At 72.5% G+C, this 20,524-nt stretch carries 18 protein-coding genes; 5 read left to right on the top strand and 13 right to left on the bottom strand.

Annotated elements, in window-relative coordinates; translation table 11 throughout:
- The first annotated feature begins 13 nt into the window (after positions 1-13).
- Positions 14-1,441: a glutamate decarboxylase gene (gad, locus tag ABT170_RS34480; protein WP_351874138.1), complete on the top strand. Its 1,428-nt coding sequence runs from the start codon at positions 14-16 to the stop codon at positions 1,439-1,441.
- Between the two features lie 61 nt (positions 1,442-1,502).
- On the opposite strand, the gene ABT170_RS34475 is transcribed toward gad, so the two are convergent.
- The 5 genes from ABT170_RS34475 to ABT170_RS34455 all read right to left on the bottom strand — a co-directional run bounded on the left by ABT170_RS34475 (position 1,503) and on the right by ABT170_RS34455 (position 6,541).
- Positions 1,503-2,249, bottom strand: coding sequence for an ABC transporter permease (locus ABT170_RS34475; protein ID WP_329943029.1), 747 nt, complete (start codon positions 2,247-2,249; stop codon positions 1,503-1,505).
- Between the two features lie 116 nt (positions 2,250-2,365).
- Positions 2,366-3,316 (bottom strand): ATP-binding cassette domain-containing protein, encoded by a 951-nt coding sequence (locus ABT170_RS34470; RefSeq protein WP_351874135.1) that lies wholly within the window; start codon positions 3,314-3,316, stop codon positions 2,366-2,368.
- 78 nt (positions 3,317-3,394) lie between these two features.
- The gene (locus ABT170_RS34465) at positions 3,395-4,036 is read right to left on the bottom strand and encodes a PadR family transcriptional regulator (protein ID WP_351874132.1); all 642 of its coding nucleotides are present in this window, start codon (positions 4,034-4,036) and stop codon (positions 3,395-3,397) included.
- 107 nt (positions 4,037-4,143) lie between these two features.
- On the bottom strand, positions 4,144-5,601 hold the full coding sequence (locus ABT170_RS34460; protein ID WP_329942962.1) for an aldehyde dehydrogenase family protein: 1,458 nt from the start codon (positions 5,599-5,601) through the stop codon (positions 4,144-4,146).
- 58 nt (positions 5,602-5,659) lie between these two features.
- Positions 5,660-6,541: a Sco1979 family transcriptional regulator gene (locus ABT170_RS34455; RefSeq protein ID WP_266922606.1), complete on the bottom strand. Its 882-nt coding sequence runs from the start codon at positions 6,539-6,541 to the stop codon at positions 5,660-5,662.
- A 338-nt stretch (positions 6,542-6,879) separates the two neighbouring features.
- On the opposite strand from ABT170_RS34455, the gene ABT170_RS34450 reads away from it, so the two are divergent.
- Positions 6,880-7,422, top strand: coding sequence for an ATP-binding protein (locus tag ABT170_RS34450; RefSeq protein ID WP_329942961.1), 543 nt, complete (start codon positions 6,880-6,882; stop codon positions 7,420-7,422).
- A 106-nt stretch (positions 7,423-7,528) separates the two neighbouring features.
- On the opposite strand, the gene ABT170_RS34445 is transcribed toward ABT170_RS34450, so the two are convergent.
- Positions 7,529-7,771 carry a DUF397 domain-containing protein gene (locus ABT170_RS34445; RefSeq protein WP_014155487.1) on the bottom strand — a complete coding sequence of 81 codons (243 nt, stop codon included), beginning with the start codon at positions 7,769-7,771 and terminating at the stop codon, positions 7,529-7,531.
- 265 nt (positions 7,772-8,036) lie between these two features.
- Here ABT170_RS34445 and ABT170_RS34440 point away from each other — a divergent pair, with 265 nt between their 5' ends.
- Positions 8,037-8,522, top strand: coding sequence for a hypothetical protein (locus ABT170_RS34440; protein WP_329942960.1), 486 nt, complete (start codon positions 8,037-8,039; stop codon positions 8,520-8,522).
- 8 nt (positions 8,523-8,530) lie between these two features.
- Here the strand turns inward: ABT170_RS34440 and ABT170_RS34435 are convergent, their stop codons facing one another.
- The 3 genes from ABT170_RS34435 to ABT170_RS34425 all read right to left on the bottom strand — a co-directional run bounded on the left by ABT170_RS34435 (position 8,531) and on the right by ABT170_RS34425 (position 12,940).
- The gene (locus tag ABT170_RS34435; RefSeq protein ID WP_329942959.1) at positions 8,531-10,729 is read right to left on the bottom strand and encodes an FUSC family protein; all 2,199 of its coding nucleotides are present in this window, start codon (positions 10,727-10,729) and stop codon (positions 8,531-8,533) included.
- A gap of 37 nt (positions 10,730-10,766) precedes the next feature.
- Entirely contained in the window at positions 10,767-11,951 is a 1,185-nt protein-coding gene (locus ABT170_RS34430; RefSeq protein WP_329942958.1) for a DUF2786 domain-containing protein, read from the bottom strand.
- A gap of 65 nt (positions 11,952-12,016) precedes the next feature.
- Positions 12,017-12,940: an NADP-dependent oxidoreductase gene (locus tag ABT170_RS34425; protein WP_329942957.1), complete on the bottom strand. Its 924-nt coding sequence runs from the start codon at positions 12,938-12,940 to the stop codon at positions 12,017-12,019.
- A gap of 172 nt (positions 12,941-13,112) precedes the next feature.
- Here ABT170_RS34425 and ABT170_RS34420 point away from each other — a divergent pair, with 172 nt between their 5' ends.
- Positions 13,113-14,837 carry a bifunctional 3'-5' exonuclease/DNA polymerase gene (locus ABT170_RS34420; protein WP_329942956.1) on the top strand — a complete coding sequence of 575 codons (1,725 nt, stop codon included), beginning with the start codon at positions 13,113-13,115 and terminating at the stop codon, positions 14,835-14,837.
- A 27-nt stretch (positions 14,838-14,864) separates the two neighbouring features.
- Here the strand turns inward: ABT170_RS34420 and ABT170_RS34415 are convergent, their stop codons facing one another.
- From ABT170_RS34415 to ABT170_RS34400, 4 genes are all read right to left on the bottom strand, one after another.
- A complete protein-coding gene (locus ABT170_RS34415) occupies positions 14,865-16,295 on the bottom strand; it encodes a hypothetical protein (protein WP_351874124.1) in 1,431 nt (476 codons plus the stop codon).
- A 60-nt stretch (positions 16,296-16,355) separates the two neighbouring features.
- Positions 16,356-16,865: a SigE family RNA polymerase sigma factor gene (locus ABT170_RS34410; protein WP_351874121.1), complete on the bottom strand. Its 510-nt coding sequence runs from the start codon at positions 16,863-16,865 to the stop codon at positions 16,356-16,358.
- Positions 16,866-17,027: 162 nt separating this feature from the next.
- Positions 17,028-17,858, bottom strand: coding sequence for a dioxygenase family protein (locus ABT170_RS34405; RefSeq protein ID WP_329942953.1), 831 nt, complete (start codon positions 17,856-17,858; stop codon positions 17,028-17,030).
- A 133-nt stretch (positions 17,859-17,991) separates the two neighbouring features.
- Positions 17,992-19,350 carry a carbohydrate-binding protein gene (locus ABT170_RS34400; protein ID WP_329942952.1) on the bottom strand — a complete coding sequence of 453 codons (1,359 nt, stop codon included), beginning with the start codon at positions 19,348-19,350 and terminating at the stop codon, positions 17,992-17,994.
- A 300-nt stretch (positions 19,351-19,650) separates the two neighbouring features.
- On the opposite strand from ABT170_RS34400, the gene ABT170_RS34395 reads away from it, so the two are divergent.
- Positions 19,651-20,406 carry a phosphotransferase gene (locus ABT170_RS34395; RefSeq protein ID WP_329942951.1) on the top strand — a complete coding sequence of 252 codons (756 nt, stop codon included), beginning with the start codon at positions 19,651-19,653 and terminating at the stop codon, positions 20,404-20,406.
- Positions 20,407-20,524: the final 118 nt, after the last annotated feature.

The raw sequence follows: 20,524 nt of genomic DNA, 5'->3' as shown, positions 1-20,524 counted from the left end.
AGGACACGACACCATGGCGCTCCACCGAGGTGCCCATCCGCACCGGACCGAACCCACCGAGGAGCGGCGCCGGCTCGCCCTCAACCCCTTCTTCGGCGAGGCGGACCCGGCCGCGGGGATGGAGTTCGCGCCGCCCACGCACCGGCTGCCGGACGGTCCGCTGCCGCCCTCGACGGCGTACCGGCTCGTCCATGACGAGCTGATGCTCGACGGCAACTCCCGCCTCAACCTGGCCACGTTCGTCACCACCTGGATGGAACCCCAGGCCGGGGTGCTGATGGGCGAGTGCCGGGACAAGAACATGATCGACAAGGACGAGTACCCGCGCACCGCCGAACTGGAACGGCGCTGTGTGGCGATGCTCGCCGACCTGTGGAACGCGCCCGACCCGGCGGCGGCCGTGGGGTGTTCGACCACGGGGTCGAGCGAGGCGTGCATGCTCGCCGGACTGGCGCTGAAACGGCGCTGGGCGGCCCGGAACGCCGACCGCTACCCGGCCACCGCCCGGCCCAATCTGGTGATGGGCATCAATGTGCAGGTCTGCTGGGAGAAGTTCTGCACGTTCTGGGAGGTCGAGGCGCGGCAGGTCCCGATGGAGGGTGGCCGCTTCCACCTCGACCCGCAGGCCGCGGCGGACCTGTGCGACGAGAACACCATCGGTGTCGTCGGCATCCTCGGCTCCACGTTCGACGGTTCGTACGAGCCGGTCGCGGAGCTGTGCGCGGCCCTGGACGAACTCCAGGAGCGTACGGGTCTCGACATCCCGGTCCATGTGGACGGGGCGTCCGGCGCGATGGTGGCGCCGTTCCTGGACGAGGACCTGCTGTGGGACTTCCGGCTCCCCCGGGTGTCGTCCATCAACACCTCCGGGCACAAGTACGGGCTCGTCTACCCCGGGGTCGGCTGGGCGCTGTGGCGCTCGGCGGCCGAACTCCCGGAGGAGCTGGTCTTCCGGGTCAACTACCTGGGCGGCGACATGCCGACGTTCGCGCTGAACTTCTCCCGGCCCGGGGCCCAGGTGGTGGCGCAGTACTACACGTTCCTGCGGCTGGGCCGGGAGGGCTACCGGGCCGTCCACCAGGCGTCCCGCGACGTGGCGGGCGGCCTGGCCCGCGCGGTCGAGGAGCTGGGCGACTTCCGGCTCCTGACCCGGGGCGACGAGTTGCCGGTGTTCGCCGTGACGACGACGGCGGACACCCGGACGTACGACGTGTTCGACGTGTCCCGCAGGCTGCGGGAGCGCGGGTGGCTGGTGCCCGCGTACACCTTCCCCGCCAACCGCCAGGATCTGTCGGTCCTGCGCGTGGTGTGCCGCAACGGGTTCTCGGCGGATCTGGCGGAACTCCTGATCGAGGATCTGCGGCTGCTGCTGCCGGAACTCCGGGCGCAGCGCCATCCGTTGAGCCACGACCGCGGCCCGGTCACCTCGTTCCACCACTGAGGCGGCGGCGCCCGGTGAACCGTTCAGCGGCTCACCGGGCGGCTACCCGGCGGGCGGCGGCTCAGCGGTTCAGCCGGGCGAACCTCCGTACCGCGAGCGGGAGGAACACCGCGACCAGGGCCACCGGCCAGAGCACCGCCAGCAGTTCGGCGTGGGAGGCCGCCCAGGAGCCGGTCGCCCCGCCCGGGTTGCCGAACAGACCGCGCACCGCCGTGGCCGTCGCCGACATCGGATTCCACTCGACCACCGCGCCCAGCCAGCCCGGCATCGACTCGGGGGAGGCGAAGACGTTGGAGAGGAAGCCCACCGGCCAGACCAGGATCTGGACCGCCTGCACCATCTCCGGCCTGCCCGCCACCATCGCCAGGTGGATGCCGACCCACAGCATCGCGAACCTCAGCAGGAGCAGCAGGCCCACCGCCCCCAGGGCCGCGGCGAGTCCGTTGTGCCAGCGCCAGCCGACCGCGCAGCCGACCCCGATCATCACGGCCAGGGCCGCCACCGACTGGAGCATGTCGGCGACGCTCCGGCCGACCAGCACCGCGCCCGGGACCATCGGCATCGAGCGGAACCGGTCGATGACACCCTTGCCCAGGTCCTGGGTGACCGCGAGCATCGTCGCCTCCAGGCCGAAGGCCATGGTGAGCGCGAGCATGCCGGGCACCAGGAACTCGGTGTTGTCGCCGTCGACGCCCCGGCCGCCGCCGACCAGGTAGTTGAACATCAGGAGCAGCATCACCGGGAAGACCAGGCCGACGACCACCTGGACCGGCTGCCGTGCCCAGTGGGCCAGTTCGCGCCGGGTCATCGTCCAGGAGTCGGCCAGGGCCCAGCCGATCCCGCCGGTACGGGACGCGCCCGCCCCGAGGTCCGGCGTACCGGAGTCCGCCGTCCCGCTGTCCGATGTGCCGATCGTCGCCGCGCTCATGCCGCCACCTCCGTGTGGTCCGCCTTCCGGTCGGTGAGGGACAGGAACACCTCGTCCAGGGTCGGGCGGCGCACCGCGATGTCCTCCGCCTCGATGCCCGCCTCCTCCAGCGCCCGTACGGTCCGGGTCAGGGCGGCCATCCGGTCCGGGGCCGGGGCGCTGAGGAGCCGCCGGTCCTCGTCGACGACCAGGCCCGCGCCGGGCAGGAGCGCCGCCGCCTCCCCCAGCCGTGCCGCGTCACGCACGATCACATCGACCCGGTCGCCGCCGACCAGTGCCTTCAGCTCGTCGGCGGTGCCCGCCGCGGCCACCCTGCCGCTGTCGATCACCGAGATCCGGTCCGCCAGCTGGTCCGCCTCCTCCAGATACTGCGTGGTGAGCAGGACCGTGGTGCCGCCGCCGACCAGGGAACGGACGGCGTTCCACACCTCCGTCCGGCCGCGCGGGTCGAGGCCGGTCGTCGGCTCGTCCAGGAACAGCACCTGCGGTCCGGTGATCAGCGACGCCGCCAGATCGAGCCGTCTGCGCATGCCTCCGCTGTACCGCTTGACGGCCTTGCGCCCGGTGTCCGCGAGCCCGAACCGCTCCAGGAGTTCGTCCGCCCGCGCACCCGCCCGGCGTGCGCCCAGGTGGTACAGCCGCCCGAACATCTCCAGGTTCTGCCGGCCGCTCAGCTCCTCGTCCACCGCCGCGTGCTGCCCGAGCAGGCCGATCCTGCGCCGCACCTCGCCCGCCCGGTCGCGGACGTCCAGGCCCGCCACCTCCACCCGGCCCGCGTCGTGCCGCAGGAGCGTCGACATGATGCGTACGGCCGTGGTCTTGCCGGCCCCGTTCGGGCCGAGCACACCGTGCACGGTGCCCCTGGCGACGGCGAGGTCCAGCCCGTCCAGGGCGCGCTTGTCCCCGTACCGCTTGCGCACGCCCTCCATGACGATCGCGTCGGTCAAGATTCCCGCCACCCTTCCGTAGTCAAACTTGACTAGCGGGGCAAAGGTAACCGGCCCGAAGGCATTCGTCAAACTTGATTAGTGGTCGTCCCCCAGATCGGGGATCCCTGTCGCGTACGGGTTCTCCTCGCCCTCCGCGAGGACCCCGACGAACGACTCGCCCTCACCCGCGAAGGTGTACGCCCCACCCTCGATCCGCTCGATCAGCCCGCGCGTCCACTCGGCACCCGCGTCCGCCGAATGCACCCACAGGTTCATGATCTCGCCGATGTGCCCGAGCGATTCGGGGCCGCCCTCGGGGGTGTAGTACTCCGTGACCGAGGACCGCCACGACTCGATGACGGCGATCCGCTCCCGGAGCAGCGCCACCGCCTCGGCCCGCTCCAGATCGACGATGAAGCCGACGGCGGCCGAGAGCACGTCCATCTTCTGGTCGTACGAGGTGATGGCGGAGCGCAGCAGGGTGCGGTACTCCTGGACCCCCCGGCCGGTGATCTCGTACTCCGTGCGGGGCGGGCCGCCGGCCGTGGACGGGGCGGTCTCGTGCGCGAGCAGCAGTCCCTGCTTCGCCATCTGCTTCAGGGCGTGGTAGATCGATCCCGGCTTGGCGTTGGACCACTCGTGCGCGCCCCAGTACTCCAGGTCGTTGCGGACCTGATAGCCGTGCGCGCGGCCGTGCTGACGCACGGCGCCGAGGACGAGCAGCCGGATCGCGGACATACCGCCCTTCCTTCCTAATCAACTTTGACTAGGGTATCCCGCGCCGGGGCGGGCCGTCCGGAGGGGACGCCGGAGGCAGATGCCCGCGCGGGAGGGCGCGGCGGACCTCAGAGGGGGAAGACCGTCCGGCCGTGCTGGATCGACATCCACTTCTGCGTGGTGAAGGCCTCCACGACCGCCTCACCGTTCAGCCGCCCGGTCCCGGACAGCTTCTCGCCGCCGAAGGCGACCAGCGGATCGTCCTGCACGGTGGAGTCGTTGACGTGGAACATCCCGCTGACGATGCGCCGCGCGAACCGCACCCCGCGTTCGGCGTCCGCGGTGTGCACGGCGCCGCTCAGGCCGTACGGGCTGGCGTTGACCATCCGTACGGCCTCCTCCTCGCCGTCGAACGTCATCAGCAGCGCTACCGGGCCGAAGATCTCCTGGGCCAGCAGCGGCGAGTCCTCCGGGATTCCGGTCAGGACGGTCGGCCCGACGACATTGCCCCGGATACCGCCCCGTACGAGCGCCGTCGCCCCGTCCGCGACCGCCTGTTCGACCAGGGCGGCCAGCGCGTCGGCCTGGAAGGTGTTGATGACCGGGCCGATCCGGGTCTCCGGGTCGCGCGGGTCCCCGGCCTTGAGCGCGGCCACCTCGGCGGTGAACCGCTCGGTGAAGCGCTCCGCCACCCGCCGGTCCACCAGGATGCGGTTGGCCGCCATGCTGACCTGCCCCTGGTACAGGAAGCGGCTGAAGACGGCCGCCTGGACCGCGTACTCCACATCCGCGTCCTCCAGCACCACCAGGGCGCTGTTGCCGCTGAGCTCCAGGATGGTCCGCTTGAAGAGCCCGGCGGCGGTGGCGGCCACATGGCGGCCCGTCCGGTCCGAGCCGGTGAAGGAGATCACCTTGGGCACGGGGTGGGCGATGAAGGCGTCGCCTATCTCGGCGCTGTCGGTGACCACCACATTGAGCAGCCCGGCCGGCAGCCCGGCGTCCTCGAAGATCCGGGCGATCAGCGCCCCGCCGACGACCGGCGCGTTCTGATGGGGTTTCACGACGACCGCGTTGCCCAGCGCCAGGGCGGGCGCGACCGACTTCATCGTCACCAGGAAGGGGAAGTTGAAGGCGCTGATCACCCCGATGACGCCGATGGGCAGCCGGTAGAGGCGGTTCTCCTTGCCGTCCGTCACCGAGGGCAGCAGCCGCCCCGTGGGCCGCAGCGCCTGCCGGATCGCCTCGCTCAGGAATTCCCGGCCGCCGCGGACCTCGTACTCCGCCCTGATCCGGGTGCCGCCCAGCTCCTCCATGACCGCTTCGACGATTTCACCGGTGCGCTCCTCCGTGATGCGCAGGGCGCGTTCCAGAACGGCACGGCGTTCGTACGGATTGGTGGCGGCCCACTCCTGCTGGGCACGTTCGGCCGCGCGGTAGGCCCGGTCGACCTCCACCGCCGTGGCGACGGTGATGGAACCGAGTTTCTCACCGTTGTAGGGATTGAAATCGATGATGTCCCACGAGCCGCTTCCGGTCAGCCACTCGCCGTCGATGTACTGGTGGGCCAAGGCGTGGAAGTAGGACATGCAATCCCTTACTGCAGGCGTTCGCAGACTCCTGATGCGACGTCATCGTACTGACAAATCATGTCAGTTGGAGTAGTCCACGAAGGAGATCCCGGCTCTCTTCCGGGCCGGGGCTGTCCTCGTGCAGCCGCACCATGGCCTTTTCGTACTGTGCGACCTCCTCGGGCTTGTCCACATAGAGGGCGCTGGTCAGCTGCTCCAAATAGACAATGTCCGACAGATCGGATTCCGGGAAACGCAGCATCGTAAATGAACCGCTCTCGCCCGCATGCCCGCCAAAACTGAAGGGCATCACTTGAAGCGTGATGTTCGGCTGCTCCGACATTTCGATCAGATGCCGCAATTGTGCGCGCATCACCTCGCGTTCGCCGTACGGACGGCGCAGCGCGGCTTCGTCGAGCACGGCGTGGAAGCGGGGTGCGCGCTCGGATACGAGGGCCTTCTGGCGTTCGAGGCGCAGTGCCACGCGGCGGTCGATCTCCGCGGCGGGCGCTCCGCGCATGCCCCGGGAGACGACGGCATGGGCATAGGCCTCGGTCTGCAGAAGACCGTGGACGAACTGGACTTCATAGATACGGATGAGCGAGGCCGCTCCCTCCAGACCCACATATGTCTGGAACCAGCCGGGCAGCACGTCTCCGTAACTGTGCCACCAGCCCGCCACGTTGGCCTCCCGGGCCAGCCCGAGGAGGGAGTCGCGCTCCGCCTCGTCCGCGACACCGTAGAGCGTGAGCAGGTCCTCGATGTCCCTGGCCTTGAAGCTCACCCGTCCCAACTCCATGCGGCTGATCTTCGATTCGGAGGCGCGGATGGAGTAGCCGGCCGCCTCACGGGTGATGCCGCGCGACTCACGCAGCCTTCTGAGCTGAGAGCCCAGCAGGATGCGCCGCACCACAGATCCACTCGACTCGCCTGCCGACACTGGTCCGACCCTCCCCATCGCTTACCGGGCACCGGGGTCCCCCCTGAACCCCGGTGCCGGATTCTGCCACCAAAACGCTTCAGCCCGTACTCATTCGATTACGGAAATGAGAAGCCGTCCTGAAAGCTCCGAAACTGACCGACGGAAGAAATGAGTAAGAATCGGCACGCTTTCGGGCAGGTCCGGCGCGTGCACGTGCATCTGCCCTTGCATCTGCCCTGCGCATTCGGAACCATGGTCCTTGCGCACCTGCGTGCTCGTGTTGTGCCGCTGTACCCCCCGCAGTACCGCTACAGGCAGTGCCGCTACAGCCGCGAATCCCGGGAGTGCCTCGTATGGGGACGAATGGATCGACGATGCTCGAGCCGTTAAGGCAGGGGCTTCCCCCCATCGACCCCTCAGCGGTCGCCGGATCGGCATCGTGCACGCTTCCCGCCCGCTACGAAGCGGTCAGCGGGGCGCGGAAGTTCACCCGAACGACGCTCAGTCAGTGGGAGCTGACCGACCGTTTCGACGATGTCGCGCTCGTGGTGTCCGAACTCGTCACCAACGCCCTGCGGCACGCGCTGCCCGACGACGTGCCGCGCGACCCCCAGGAACCGGCGGTGCGGCTGCACTTGATGCGCTGGACCTCACGCCTGGTGTGCGCCGTGCGCGACCCCAGCCAGGAGAGCCCGGTGGCCGGTGAGGCACCGGACTCCGCGGAGTCGGGCCGCGGCCTGTTCCTGGTGGAGTCCTTCAGCGACAGCTGGGGCTGGCACCCCTCACCCGTACCGATGGGTGAGCCGCACTGCGCGGCGCTGCGCGGCAAGGTGGTCTGGGCGCTGTTCCGGCTCACGGAGAACACACTGACGGACAGTACGAAACCGCAGGAAACCGCCGGAATCCGTGCGGAATAGCAAGCGGTGAACGCACGGGGGCCGGCGGCCGGGGTACGGCGGGCGGCGGCGAGGGGTACGGCGAGCGGCGGCCGGAGCGGTATCGCCCGGCCGGGAACGCGCGGCCTCAGCCGCCCGTCGCCAGGTGGTCGAACTCCCCGTCCTTGACGCCGAGCAGCAGCGCCTCTATCTCGGCGGGCGTATAGACGAGTGCGGGCCCGTCGGGGTGGCGCGAGTTCCGCATCGCCACATTCCCTCCGGGCAGTTTCGCGAACTCCACACAGGACCCCTGGGAGTTGCTGTGTCTGCTCTTCTGCCAGACGACTCCGCGAAGCTCTGTGGCCGCCATGCCGTTGTACACGTCGTGCACAGGACGCTCCCCGAGTTGCAAGGTGCAAGTGTCAACTAGCTCGGATCATAGCTGTGTTCATATGCCAATGCATGAGCAGATGCACGTGCACACGGGGTGTTCCTTTGACTACAGCTTTACGCCCGACCCCGCTCCCCCGAAGTGAGACCCGGAGAGAGAGACGTACAGCACGTCTATTCCGCTCCCGGTTAACGGAGTTGATCCCATCACCCCTGGTAGCTTGGCGCGGACTTTCGACCATGAAATCCACAAGGGGGAACTCCACGTGATCAGGTTTGTACGCACCGGCGCCGTCGTCGCCGCCGGGCTGACCGCCGCGCTCGCGCTGACCGCCTGCGGCAGCGACAGTGACGGCGGCGACAAGGACAAGGCCGCCGGCGCCGGGCAGAGCGCGGCTCCCGGCGGCGGTGCGGAGAACGGCTCCGGGGATTCCGCCGGTAAGGACGCCGCATCGCTGGAGGGCACCTGGGCGGGGCTCACCGACGGCAAGGCCGTGGCCCTCTCCGTCGCCTCCGGCAAGGTCGCGCTCGTCGCCGACCAGGCCGTCTGCCAGGGCGAGGTGAAGGACATGGGCGAGCCGATGCTGTCCCTGAAGTGCAGCGACGGCGGCACGGAGCGCACGATGGGCTCCATCGGGTCCAACGACGGCAAGACCCTCGTCGTCTCCTGGGAGGGCGGCGCCAAGGACACCCTCGCCAAGACCGAGCCGGGGAAGATGCCGACGGGCCTGCCGGGTCTGCCCACTCCCTGACGGGCGCCTCAGCCCCGGGGCGGCTGGGACCTGGTCACGTCACTGCGTCTGCTGCCGCCCCGTTCGTCGAGCGCCTGCGAGAACTCCTCCAGCGCTTCGAGGAGCAGCGCCGCGCCCTTGCGCACGACCGGGTCGTGCGCCGGGGCGGTGCCGTCCGCCGGCACGTCCCAGTGCGCCACCGCCTCGGCGACCTGCCGCCAGTCCGGGACGCGTCGCTCCCGTACCGCCCTCGCGCCCTGTTCCGTCGCCCGGTGCAGTGCCTCGGCCAGGTCGGCGGCGCCGGGCACGGAGGCGGCCGAGGCGGCCGGGAGGTGGGCCTCCAGCAGCATCGCGGACCGGCCGAGCTCGGCCAGCGCGTGCTGGGCGTCGGCGGCGGCCGAGCGGGAGATGCCGCGGTGGCGTACGGGTTCGTGCTGGGCGGTCGCCAGCGCCTCCTGCCAGGCGACCCGGGCCTCACGGGTCGCCAGCAGCGCGGTCCGTACGTCCTCGTGGCTGTCGGCCGTCGGATCGGCGAACTGCGCGACGACCGTGGCCGCGTAGCGCCCGTCCGAGACCAGCCAGTCGGCCAGCCGGTTGCGCAGCCGCGGCGTTTCCCAGGCCGGGTAGAGGGCGTACGAGACCATCGCGAGCAGTCCGCCGACCAGGGTCAGCACCACGCGTTCGAGGACGGTCTGGGACCAGTCGTCGCCCGCCATGCCGAGCAGGAAGACGACATACGCGGAGATGCAGACCTGGCCGACGACATAGCCGGTGCCCATCAGCAGGTACATCAGCCAGGCGCAGAACACCGCGAGGACCGCGGCGACCGTCACGCCGGGGTGCACGGCCTGCACGATCCCGCTCGCGAGCCCCACCCCGATCAGGGTGCCGCCGAAGCGGGCCACGGAGCGCGAGTACGTCTGGGAGAAGTCGGGCCGCATCACCATGACGGCGGCCATCGGCGCCCAGTAGCCGTGGCCGTACGGCAGCGCGGTACCGATGAGGAACCCGACGGCGGCCACCACGGAGACCCGGATCGCGTGGCGCAGGATCGGGGAGCCGTGGTGCAGCTCCCGGCGCATCGCCTTCAGGATCACCGGGACCAGCCGGAGCAGGGTGGGCCGGCGCCGGGTCTCCACTCCGGTGTGGGCGAGGTCGGACGGATGGGCCGGATGGGCGGCGGTGTAGGGGTCGGGCGGTTCGGACGGGCGGGAGGCGACGCGTTCGGCCGCGGCCCGGGTGCCGGCACCCTCGGCGATCTCGATGACGTCGGAGAGCAGCGCGTCGAGCCGGTCGGCCGCGCGGCGGGCCGGTCCGACGAGGATCACCTCGTTGTCGGGCGTGCGCAGGACACCGAGGTCGGTGGGGGCGAGGTGGACGGGGTCGCCCTGCCGGACCGCGCGGGCCGCCGCGTCCAGTACGGAACCGGCGGCGCCCAGCAGTTCGCGCACCCAGACCCGCTCCAGCCCCTCGGCGGGCACCCCCAGCGCCGGGTCCGCCAGGGAGGCCAGCACCGGACGCAGCCGCTCGGCCACGCCCCGCGCACCGTGCAGTTCGGCGGGGCGGCGGCGGGCCTCGCGGGGGGTGACGGCGGCGGCGTTGCGGGCGGTCATCAGGGGCAGCGGGTCGAAGGGCGCCACCGGGTCCTGCCGCAGCCTGCGGGCGTAGTCGGCCTCGGCCGCCAGGGCGTCGGCGAGCGCGTCGCGCTGGGCGCCCCATCGGCGTACCGGGAACAGCACGACCAGCGATGCCTGGATCAGCCCGCCGACCGCGATCATCCCGGCGTGCGCGGCGGCGTCCGCGACGGAGGTCGGCAGGGTGACCGTCACCAGCATGATCGCGACGTTCGACGCCGCGATGATGCCGCCCGTGGGGCCCGCCGCCCAGGCCATCCCGGCGGCGAACGTCCAGAGGGCGAGCAGGCCCATGAAGGGGATGGTCTGCGAGCCGACGAGATAGCCGAGGAACGTCGACACGCCGAGGCTGGCACCGGAGACCAGGGCGAGGACGGGGCGCGGGCGCCAGCTCCGCTGGAAGGTGGCGATGGCCGCCTGGAACGCGCCGAACGCGGAGCTGGCGGCGATCACGGGCCCGAACAGCGCGAGGCTCACACCGATGACGAGGGCGAGGCCGGCCGCGCCGCGCAGCGCGATGAGCGGTTCGGGACTGCTCCGCTCGATCGTCAGCCCCTCGCGGGCGGTCTCCTTCAGCGCCCGGAGCCAGCTCATGGGTCCGAGCCTAGCCGGGATTACGGGCAACTCGCCCTTACCGGGCGATTTCGCCTTCGCGTCCGCCCATCCGGGCACGGTCGGCGGCAGCCGCTCCATGGGTCCATCCGGCCTCGTCCACGGCGCCCCGGACCCGGGTCGTGGTGGTGCGCGGGAACATCCGCTCGGCCGTTTCGGTGACCGCGACGTCCCGGGCGGCGAGCACGGGGAGCAGCCCGCCGGGAGCACCGCCGCCGTCACCGGACGCGGTGCCGGCGTCCGCCGCCGCCGTGACGCGTTCGGTGTCCGCGGCGAGCCGGCTGCCGAGACGCTGGGCGTACGCCATCAGGAAGGACTGCCGGAACGTCTTGGTCCGCTTGCGGCCGCCGGCCCGCTGGGCCGCCTCCGCCCCGGTCATCGCGGCCGTGCCCTGCACCAGCAGGGAGGTGAAGAGCAGTTCCACGGCCTCCAGATCGGACTCGAAGCCGACGACCGTGGTGAAGCCGAGGTCGCTGTTCCACACGGCGCGGCAGCGGTTCGCGGAGGCGACGGCGTCGAGCAGGATCGCCTTGGCCGTCTCGTACGGGGCGTCGACCCCGATCCGGCGGGCGCCGGGCGCCCGGCCGCCGTGGGTCCGGGCGGCGAGCAGCGCCTCGTCGATGCTGTGCCGGGCCATCAGCTCCTGCGCCTTGGTGGTCAGCGCCTCGGCCTCCTCCGGGAAGCCGGTCGCCTCCGCCTTCGCCAGCAGCGCCCGGATACGGGTGAGCATCCGGGGCTCGTCGTGCGCGGGCGGCAGGTGCGGCAGGCCGGTGACCGTGCCGGGCGGCGGACCGACCGGTTCGATCGAGGGCAGCCGCAGCAGCACCCGGTACAGCTCCAGCAGGTCGGCCGCGTAGGTGAAGCGGTCGGGGCGGTTGCGCGGGGCGGGGGCGGGCAGCTCGGCGATCCGGTCCGCCCAGCGGGGCGGGAGCGCGGCGTACCGGGCGGTCTCCGCCGTGATCAACCCCGCCACCAGGGACGCGCCGCGCTCGCCGTTGTCGCGCAGCTCCCGCCGTACGAAGCGGACGAGGTCGGCGGGGTCCCAGCCGCGGTCCCAGGCGCGGCGGACGAACTCCTCCCCGCGGGCGTGCAGGGCGTCGTCCGAGGACGGGTCGGCGGCGAGGAGCGAGGCGCCGGTGTCGAGTGCGGAGTCGTCGTCGGAGTAGAGGGCCGCCGCGCATGCCTGGTCGATCACCGGTTCCATCCGGCCAGGGTAGGCGGGGGCGCCCCGGGACGACCGGGGCCCCTCGGGCCGGCGGGAGGCGCCGGTCAGTCCTCCGGTGGCAGCAGGACGAGCTTTCCCCGGACGTGGCCCGCCTCGCTCAGTTCATGGGCGGTCCTCGCCTCGGCCAGGGGCAGGGTCCGGGCGACCGGTACGCGCAGTTCTCCCAGGGCCGCGCGGCGGGCGTTACGGGCCAGGCGTTCGGCCGACGGGCCGCCGCCGCCCGCCGAGAACGCGACGCCCAGCTTCCCCGCGTCCGGGTCCGCGATGGTGACGATCCGGTCCGTCGTACCGCCGCGCAGCTCGATGGAGTCCGGCAGCGCGCCGCGGCCCGAGGCGTCGAACACCGCGTCCACGCCCTGCGGCGCCAGCTCGCGGACCCGGGCGACCAGACCGTCCCCGTACGCCACCGGGACCGCGCCCAGCACCCGCAGATAGTCGTGGTTGGCCGGGGAGGCGGTACCGATGACCGTGGCGCCCCGGGCCGCCGCCAGCTGGACCGCGGCGGAACCGACCGCTCCGGCCGCGCCGTGCAGCAGCAGGGTGTCGCCCTCGGCCACCTCCAGCTCGTCCAGCACCCGGGAGGCGGTCTCGGTCGCGACGGGCAGCGCGGCGGCCTCGTCCCAGGCCAGCCCCTCCGGCTTGCGGGCGAGGGCAGCGGCGGCGGCCAGGGCGTGGGTGGCGTAGGCGCCCGTGGCGCTCCAGCCGAGCACCTCGTCGCCGGGGGCGAACGCGGTGACGCCCTCGCCCGTCTCCTCGACCACCCCGGCGAACTCGGTGCCCGGGGTCGCGGGCAGCGGGGTGGGGAAGGCCTGTTCCATCCAGCCGTGCCGGATCTTGTAGTCGATCGGGTTGACCCCGGCCGCGCGGACCTTCACCCGGACCTGGCCGGGGCCCGGTCGCACCTCGTCCACCCGGGCCAGGCGCAGGACGTCGGGGCCGCCGAACTCCTCGTAAACGATCGCTTCCATGCGTCGATCCTCGCGGCCCGGCTCCGCTCGGGCGACCCGGAGACCGGGTGGGCGGGGCCGGTCGGGGGGGGGGGGGCGGGGCCGCTGGGGGCGGGTGGAGGGGCCGGAGCCGGGCGGGGACGGGGGCGCGGGGTCCCGGGCGGTGTCAGTGGTGGGTGTCAGACTCGGAGCCATGACCGAACGTTGGGCTCTGGCCACGGCAGAGGGCGGCGGTGCGCTGCTCGTGCCGCTGGCACGGGACGGCACGCCCGCCGGCCCGGTCCTCGCCGAGCCCGACCTCGCCGAGGCCGTCAGGTCCCGGCCCGACGTGGTGCGCTGGGTCTGGCGGTCGACCGGCGAGATCTATCCCCGGCTGCTCGCCGCCGGGGTCCGGGTCGAGCGGTGCTACGACATCGAGTGCGCCGAGCTGCTGCTGCTCGGGCACGAGGGACGGCTCGGTGAGCCCCGGTCCGCCGCCGCCGCCTGGGCCCGGCTGAGCCATGCCCCCGTACCCCCCGACCCGCCGCCCCGTTCCGCCGAACCGGGCTCGCAGTCCTCGCTCTTCGAGCCGCCCTCGGGGACCGATGTGTCCTTCGAGGGACTTCTCGCCGTCTACGCCGATCAGGTGCGGCGCCATGACGCGTGCGCCCACCCGGGGCGGATGCGTCTGCTCACCGCCTCCGAGTCGGCCGGCATGCTCGTGGCCGCCGAGATGTACCGGGACGGGCTGCCCTGGCGGGCCGATGTGCACCGGGACGTGCTCGACGAACTGCTGGGCGAGCGGTACGCGGGCGGCGGCGAGCCCCGCAGACTGGCCGAGCTGGTGGACGAGGTCTCGGCGGCCTTCGGCAGACGGGTGCGTCCCGATCTGCCCGCCGATGTGATCAAGGCGTTCGCGCAGGCCGGGATCAAGGTGAAGTCGACCCGGCGCTGGGAGCTCGCGGAGCTGGACCACCCGGCCGTGGAGCCGCTCATCGCCTACAAGAAGCTCTACCGGATCTGGACCGCGCACGGCTGGAGCTGGCTCCAGGACTGGGTGCGCGAGGGACGGTTCCGCCCGGAGTACCAGCCCGGCGGCACGGTCAGCGGGCGCTGGACGACCAACGGCGGCGGGGCACTCCAGATCCCCAAGGTGATACGGCGGGCCGTGGTGGCCGACGAGGGATGGCGGCTGGTCGTCGCGGACGCCGATCAGATGGAGCCCAGGGTCCTGGCCGCCATCTCCCGCGACCCCGGGCTGATGGAGGTGGCCGGCCATGACGGCGACCTCTACAAGAGCCTGTCCGACCGGGCGTTCCACGGCGACCGCGACGACGCCAAACTCGCCCTGCTCGGCGCCGTCTACGGCCAGACGTCCGGGGACGGCCTGAAGAACCTCGCGGCCCTGCGGCGGCGCTTCCCGCGCGCCGTCGCCTATGTCGACGACGCGGCGAAGGCCGGTGAGGAGGGGCGGCTCGTACGGACCTGGCTGGGGCGCACCAGCCCGCCCGCCGCCGGGGCGGACGACGACGCGGGCGGCGAGGCCGGGCTTCCGCAGGAGGACGGCGGGGCAACGGCGGGCGGCGGAGAGGGCGCGGACGAGCGGGGCGGCGAGTTCCTCCCGGGGTACGCCTCCTCCCACTCCCGTGCCCGCGGGCGCTTCACCCGCAATTTCGTGGTGCAGGGCAGCGCCGCCGACTGGGCGTTGCTGCTGCTGGCGGCCCTGCGGCGGACGCTGTTCACGGCCGGGCTCCGCGCCGAGCTGGTGTTCTTCCAGCACGACGAGGTGATCGTGCACTGCCCGGCCGAGGAGACCGGCACCGTCGTCGAGGCGATCCGCGCGGCCGGGGAGCTGGCCGGGCGGACCGCCTTCGGACCGACGCCGGTGCGGTTCCCCTTCACGACGGCGGTCGTGGAGCGGTATTCCGACGCCAAGTGAGCACCGGGCCGCGAGCCGGGAGGCGCGCTACTTCTGCTGGAGCTTCAGCCACTCGGGGCTGGTCGCCAGCGCGGTCAGCTGCTCCATCGTCAGCGCGGGCTCGTCCCGGGTGGCGGGCGCCGACTGCTCGCCGGAGTTGAAGGCGGAGACGACGACCCGCATGCCGTCCGGACGCATCGTGTCGGCCGTCCACTGGACGACCCCCTCGCCTCCCTTCTCCCCGGGCTGCTGGGTCGTCCTGAGCCTCGTTCCGTCGGGCAGCGTCTCGGCACCGGCGTAGAGCGCGTCTGCGGCGTCCCGCATGTCCCGCTGCACATTGATCTGCACCAGCGACCTGCCCTTGCCGTCGTCGGCGACGGCATAGGCGAACTCACCGCCCTCGTGCCGCTTCTCCACGACCGGGAGGCCCTTGGGCAGGAGCTTGAGGAAGGTGGGCATGAGCGTGCCGTAGTCGAGTTCCGGGGCCTGGCCGCCCGCGGGCGGGGTCCCCGGACCCTTGCCGGTGTCCGTCCTGTCCCCCCTGTCCGGCTTCAGCGCCAGGGCCAGCCGTTGCCACTGCGAGGACTTGCTCAGCTCGACGAGCGCGTCGCCGCCGAGCACCGGCTTCGGGCGGGTGGCCACGCCACCGCCGCCCAGCACCCCGTTGTACGCGCGCAGGTCCACGGTCACACCGGTCCTGGTGAAGAACAGGGCCCGCGCGGCGCTGATCCCGCCGTACCCGCCGCGCTTCGTCCCCTTGCCGGCCTTGTCGCCCCCGGCGAGTGCGCCGTCCTTCGTGAGCGCGCCGTCCTTCGCGAGTGCGCCGTCCTCGCCGGGCCCGTCGCCCGTACGGTCCGGGATCCCGCCGGGTTCCGAGCCGCCGCAGAGGGTCAGTTTCGCGTCGTACACCGACCCGCTCCCCTTCTCCCCGGCGGAACCCCCGGCGCCGGGCACCGCGCCGGTGCTCTCCTCGGCCGCCCAGGAACGGACCTCCTCGCCACAGATTCCGTCGCCGGTCTCTCCCACCCGGCGCGCCTCGGTGGCGTACAGGGAGACGGAGACCGTGCCCCTGCCCTTCCCGTCGTCGTACACCACGGACGCCTCGGCACGGTCCGGACCGTCCGCGCCGCCGCTGACCCGGCCCCTGCCCTGTTCGGTCTTCCCCGCCGGCAGCAACGACTGAAGCGTCCGCACCATCGCGTCGTCGGAGATGCCTCCCCCGGCCCCGGCGGACACGGTCCGCTCCCCGCTCGCCACTCCGGAGGTGGTGCCGGACCCGCCGAGCAGTCCGCCCGCGAAGGCCCCGCCCGCGCCGACCAGCGCCAGCGCCAGCACGCTGCCGGTCACGGCTGCCGTCCGGCGCCGCTGACGGCGACGGCCCGCTTCGATCCCCCCGGCCACCACACCGGGCCGGTCTCCGAGGTCGAAGATCTCCCCCGTCCGGCGCAGTTCATCGCTGAGTTCTTCTTCAAAGGGCATGGCAAACCACCACTTCTCGGTCCGAGTCATGAATGTCGTACGGCGCCGTCCGGCGCCCGGTCAGCGGGCCGCGAACTCCGTGATGCTGCCCCCCAGCAGCTCGCGCAGCCGGGCGAGCGCGCGCACACAACGGGTCCGTACGGCCGCCGAGCTGACCTGGAGCGCCTCCGCGGTCTCCTCGACGCTCCGGTCCTCCCAGTACCGCAGCACCACCACCGCACGGTCCTTGGGAGCCAGCTGCGCCAGCGCCCGCAGCAGCGTCATCCGCAGCGCCGGGTCATCGCCCGCCGCCGTCCCGCTGTCGGGCAGTTCGGCCTGGGGACGCTCGGCCGCCGAGCGTCGACGGCGGTGCGTCAGAAACGTGCGTACGAGCACGGTCTGGGCGTAGGCCGCCGGGTTGTCGATGCGGTGGGCGCGGCCCCACAGCATGTACATGCGGCCCAGCGTCTCCTGCACCAGGTCCTCGGCGAGGTGAACGTCGCCGCTGGTCAGCAGACAGGCCGAACGGTACAGATGGCTCGCGCGTCCGGCCGCGAACTCTCTGAAGTCCTCCGTACGCGACTTCCTCATGCCCTCCCCGTTCGCCCGGCCGGGTCCCGTTTCCCGGCCCGCACCCCTTCGACGCGACGGGCCCCCGGAAATGTTTCAGACGAACGGCGGAAGGGCCCCGCCCACGCGGAGATCCGCGTGGACGGGGCCCTCGGGGCGGTGGAGCGCCCCCGCTGCCGGTGTCTACCCGCGTTCCCACAACGCGGGGACATTCGGCGGTTCCCAGCCCGCCGTGGCCACATGGGCCTGGAGGCAGCGGTAGGCGACCCCGCCATGGGTGACGCGGTCTCCCGCGCGGTAGGAGGTGCCCGCCGCCCAGGTGCCGCCCGTGGGCGGATCGGTGGGCGGATCGGTCGGGCCGGGTGTCTGGGCGATGTCGAGGACGAAGTCGAACGTGCCCTCCCGCCCGTTGCCGACGTTGCGCACGTTCATGAGCAGCGCGGGGTCGAACAGCGCGTCCGTGTTGTTGCGCGGCTCGTTGGGGAAGTACAGCTGCGTGGTGAGCACCGGGCGGCCCGGGGCCTGGACCTTCACATGGATGTGCCGGGTGCGGCCGGGGTAGAGGCCCGCCACGATGGTGGTGAGACTGAACGCCCCCTTGGCGTCGGTGAACTGGTGGCCGCGGAAGCCGAATCCGCTCATGTCGTAGCCACCGTTGGTGTCGGCCTGCCAGAAGTCCAGGAGCACTCCCGGGATGGGCTTGCAGGCGCGGCCGAAGACATAACCGCTGACGGTGAGCGGGACGCCGGGGGTGCTCGGCGTCACCAGGCTGGTGCGCAGGGGGGAGTTGGGCTTGAAGTACGGGCCCTCCATCTGCGGCGGCGTCGGGTCGTCACCGTCGTCGCACGCCGGGGTCGGCGTGAGCGGGGTGCCGTTGGAGCCGGCGTCACGGGCGAGGGCCACCCCTCCCCCGGCGAGCAGGGGGGCGGCGGTCGCGACCAGCGCGGCCTTCAGGATGCTCTTGCGGCTGATCCGGCGACCGTTGGGGAGGTCGTCGCTTGCTTCTGGGTTCATGTCGGATCCTCGGGGTTCCTCGGAACGGGAGGGGCGGGGACAGGAGCGGGAGGAGCGGAGCGATCAGGAGGAGCGGGAGGAGCTGGGGTCGCGAGAAGGAGCTGGGGTCGCGGGAGGAGCTGGAGGTACGGGGTCAGACCTGCTGCCAGAGCGCGGGGACGTTCGGCGGGGTCCAGCCGGGCTGCGCCTGGTGGCCCTGGAGGCAGCGGTACGTCGATCCGCCGTACGTCACCGTGGCGCCCGCGGCGTAGGTCGTGCCGGCCGCCCAGGTGCCGCCCGGCTCGGTCGGCACCTCGGTGGGCGGGTCGGTCGGCGTCCCGCTGGTGACCAGGGTCAGCCCGTACGCCTGGAGCGCGGGGTTGAGCGGCTGGAAGTACGTCGTACCGCCCTGGGAGCAGTTGCCCGAGCCGCCGGAGGTGACACCCTGCGCCTGGCTGCCGGTGATGAACGAGCCGCCGGAGTCGCCGGGTTCGGCGCAGACGTTGGTGCGGGTCACGCCGGAGATGGTGCCCTCCGGGTAGGTGACGCTGGTGTTGAGCTGCTGGATCGTGCCGCAGTGCCAGCCGGTCGTGGAACCGGAGCGGCAGACCGAGGAGCCGACGACCGACTGGGTGGAGCCGGTGACGGTCACATCGCCGTTGCCGTAGCCGTTCACCAGGGCGCGGGGCGTCCAGTTGGCGTTGGTGGCGACCCAGGCGTAGTCACGGCCGGGGAAGGTGGAGCCCTGGAAGGAGCCCTGCGCCTGCTGGTTGTAGCCGCTCGTGCTCACCCCGGGCGTGCCGCAGTGGCCGGCGCTGACGAAGCCGTTCTGCGTGCCCTTCTTCACGGGGAAGCCGATGGAGCAGCGGCCCGAGCCGTTCATGTAGTACGCGTCGCCGCCGCGCAGGTCCGCGTAGGTACGGGGCTTTTCGGTGGTCCCGGCGACGGTCACCAGGTCGCGGCGGACCTTCGCGGCGGTGAGGAAGGCGTCGGCGGCCCGGGTGTTCACGGCGTTGACGACGACCCGGTTGGCGCGCACATCGACGTACCAGACCGGCACGCCCTTGGGCGCCTTGCTCAGGGCGACCTCGTCCAGCGCGGACTTGGCGGCTTCCAGGCGGTCCAGGCTGTGGCCGACGACCTCGGCCCGCGCGCCCGCCGCGGTGATGCTCGCCGTCTCGGAGGCATCGGTGGTGGCAACGGTGAGGGTCGCGTCGGCGCCGCCGACCCTGGCCCCGGCGAAGCTGGCGCCGAGGGACTTCTCCAGCCCGGCGGCGACGGCGGCGGCACGGTACTCGTTGCCTATCCGGCTCCTCGCCGCGTCGGCGTCGAGGCCCAGATCGCGCTCCATGGCCCGGAGCAGACCGGGCGAGAGGCTGGCGGAGGCGGGCGTCGCGGCACCGGTGGGGTCGGCGGACGCGATACCGGTCAGACCTGCGAGCCCCAGCGCGCCCACGGCGACAGCGGCGGTACAGGCGGCGAGTGCGCGTCTGCGGAGCGTGGCGTTGTCCACGTAACTCTCCTCGATTTCGGGGGGCCTTGGGGCCGGGGGGTGGCAGACCCAAGGGGAGTTCCGGGCTCCCGGGTGGGGAACCCGGGGTGTGCCGGAGTCGGGAATTGCCGAAACCGTAGTCGGGCACCGGAGGGCCGAGGAGATCCCGTTCACCCCCTCACTTCGCGTTATGGGGCGGCCCCCGAAGCGTGCCGCCGGACGCGTGGGAGACCCGCCCGCAGGCCGGTGGCCTGGTGCCCGGCCGTCGCCGGGACGTCGGGCGGCTCCCTTTCGCGGGTACGCCCGGGTAGGTTCGGCCTCATGCACACAGGCCAACTTCTGGGCTCGGGACGCACCGCCGACGTGTACGCACTCGACGGCTCCTGGGTCCTTCGCCGCTACCGCGACAGCACCGATGCCACCCCCGAACTGGCCGTGATGTCCTACCTCTGCGCCTTCGGGTTCCCCGTCCCACGCATCGGCCCGCCCGCCGAAGGGGCCCGCGCCACCGATCTGGTGCTGCAACGGCTGACCGGCCCGACGATGGCCGAGGCCCTGTCGGCGGGGACCCTACGGGCGGCGGAGGGCGGCGCGCTGCTCGCCGGGCTGCTGCGCGAGCTGCACGCGGTCCCGGCCCGCCTCTCCCCGGACCCGGAGGAGCACATCCTCCATCTCGACCTGCATCCGGAGAACGTGATCCTGACGGAGCGGGGACCGGTGGTGATCGACTGGAGCAACACCGCGGAGGGCCCGCCGGGTCTCGACCGCGCCATGTCGGCCCTGATCCTGGCCCAGGCCTCGCTGGCCCCGCCGTCCGCGCCGTCCACGGCCTCCGCGGATTCCCCGGCCTCCCCAGCCTCCACGGCTTCCCCGGCTTCCCCTGCGGGCGCGGGGACGGCGGCGGTCGTCCGCGCACTGCTCACGGCGCTGCTCGGGGAGATGGCCGCGGACGGGGGCGTGAGCGTCGCCGACCTGACTCTCGCCCGGACCCGCCGGGCGGCCGACCCGCGGCTGACGGAGCACGAGACGGCCGCGCTGGACGAGGCGGTGGCGCTGGTCCGCAGCCATGTGCCGTGAGCGGGGCGCGGCGCACGGTGCGCGGCACATGCCGTGAGCCGGGCGGGCGCTTCGGCCCCGGCGACGATCCGTTGTATCTGACGATGCCGGTGCAGGTCGTGGTCTCGGACGCGGGGAC

Source organism: Streptomyces sp. NPDC001787, assembly GCF_040297465.1.
Lineage (GTDB): Bacteria > Actinomycetota > Actinomycetes > Streptomycetales > Streptomycetaceae > Streptomyces.
Note: the sequence above shows the minus strand (reverse complement) of the source record. Positions and strands in the feature narration are given on the sequence as shown.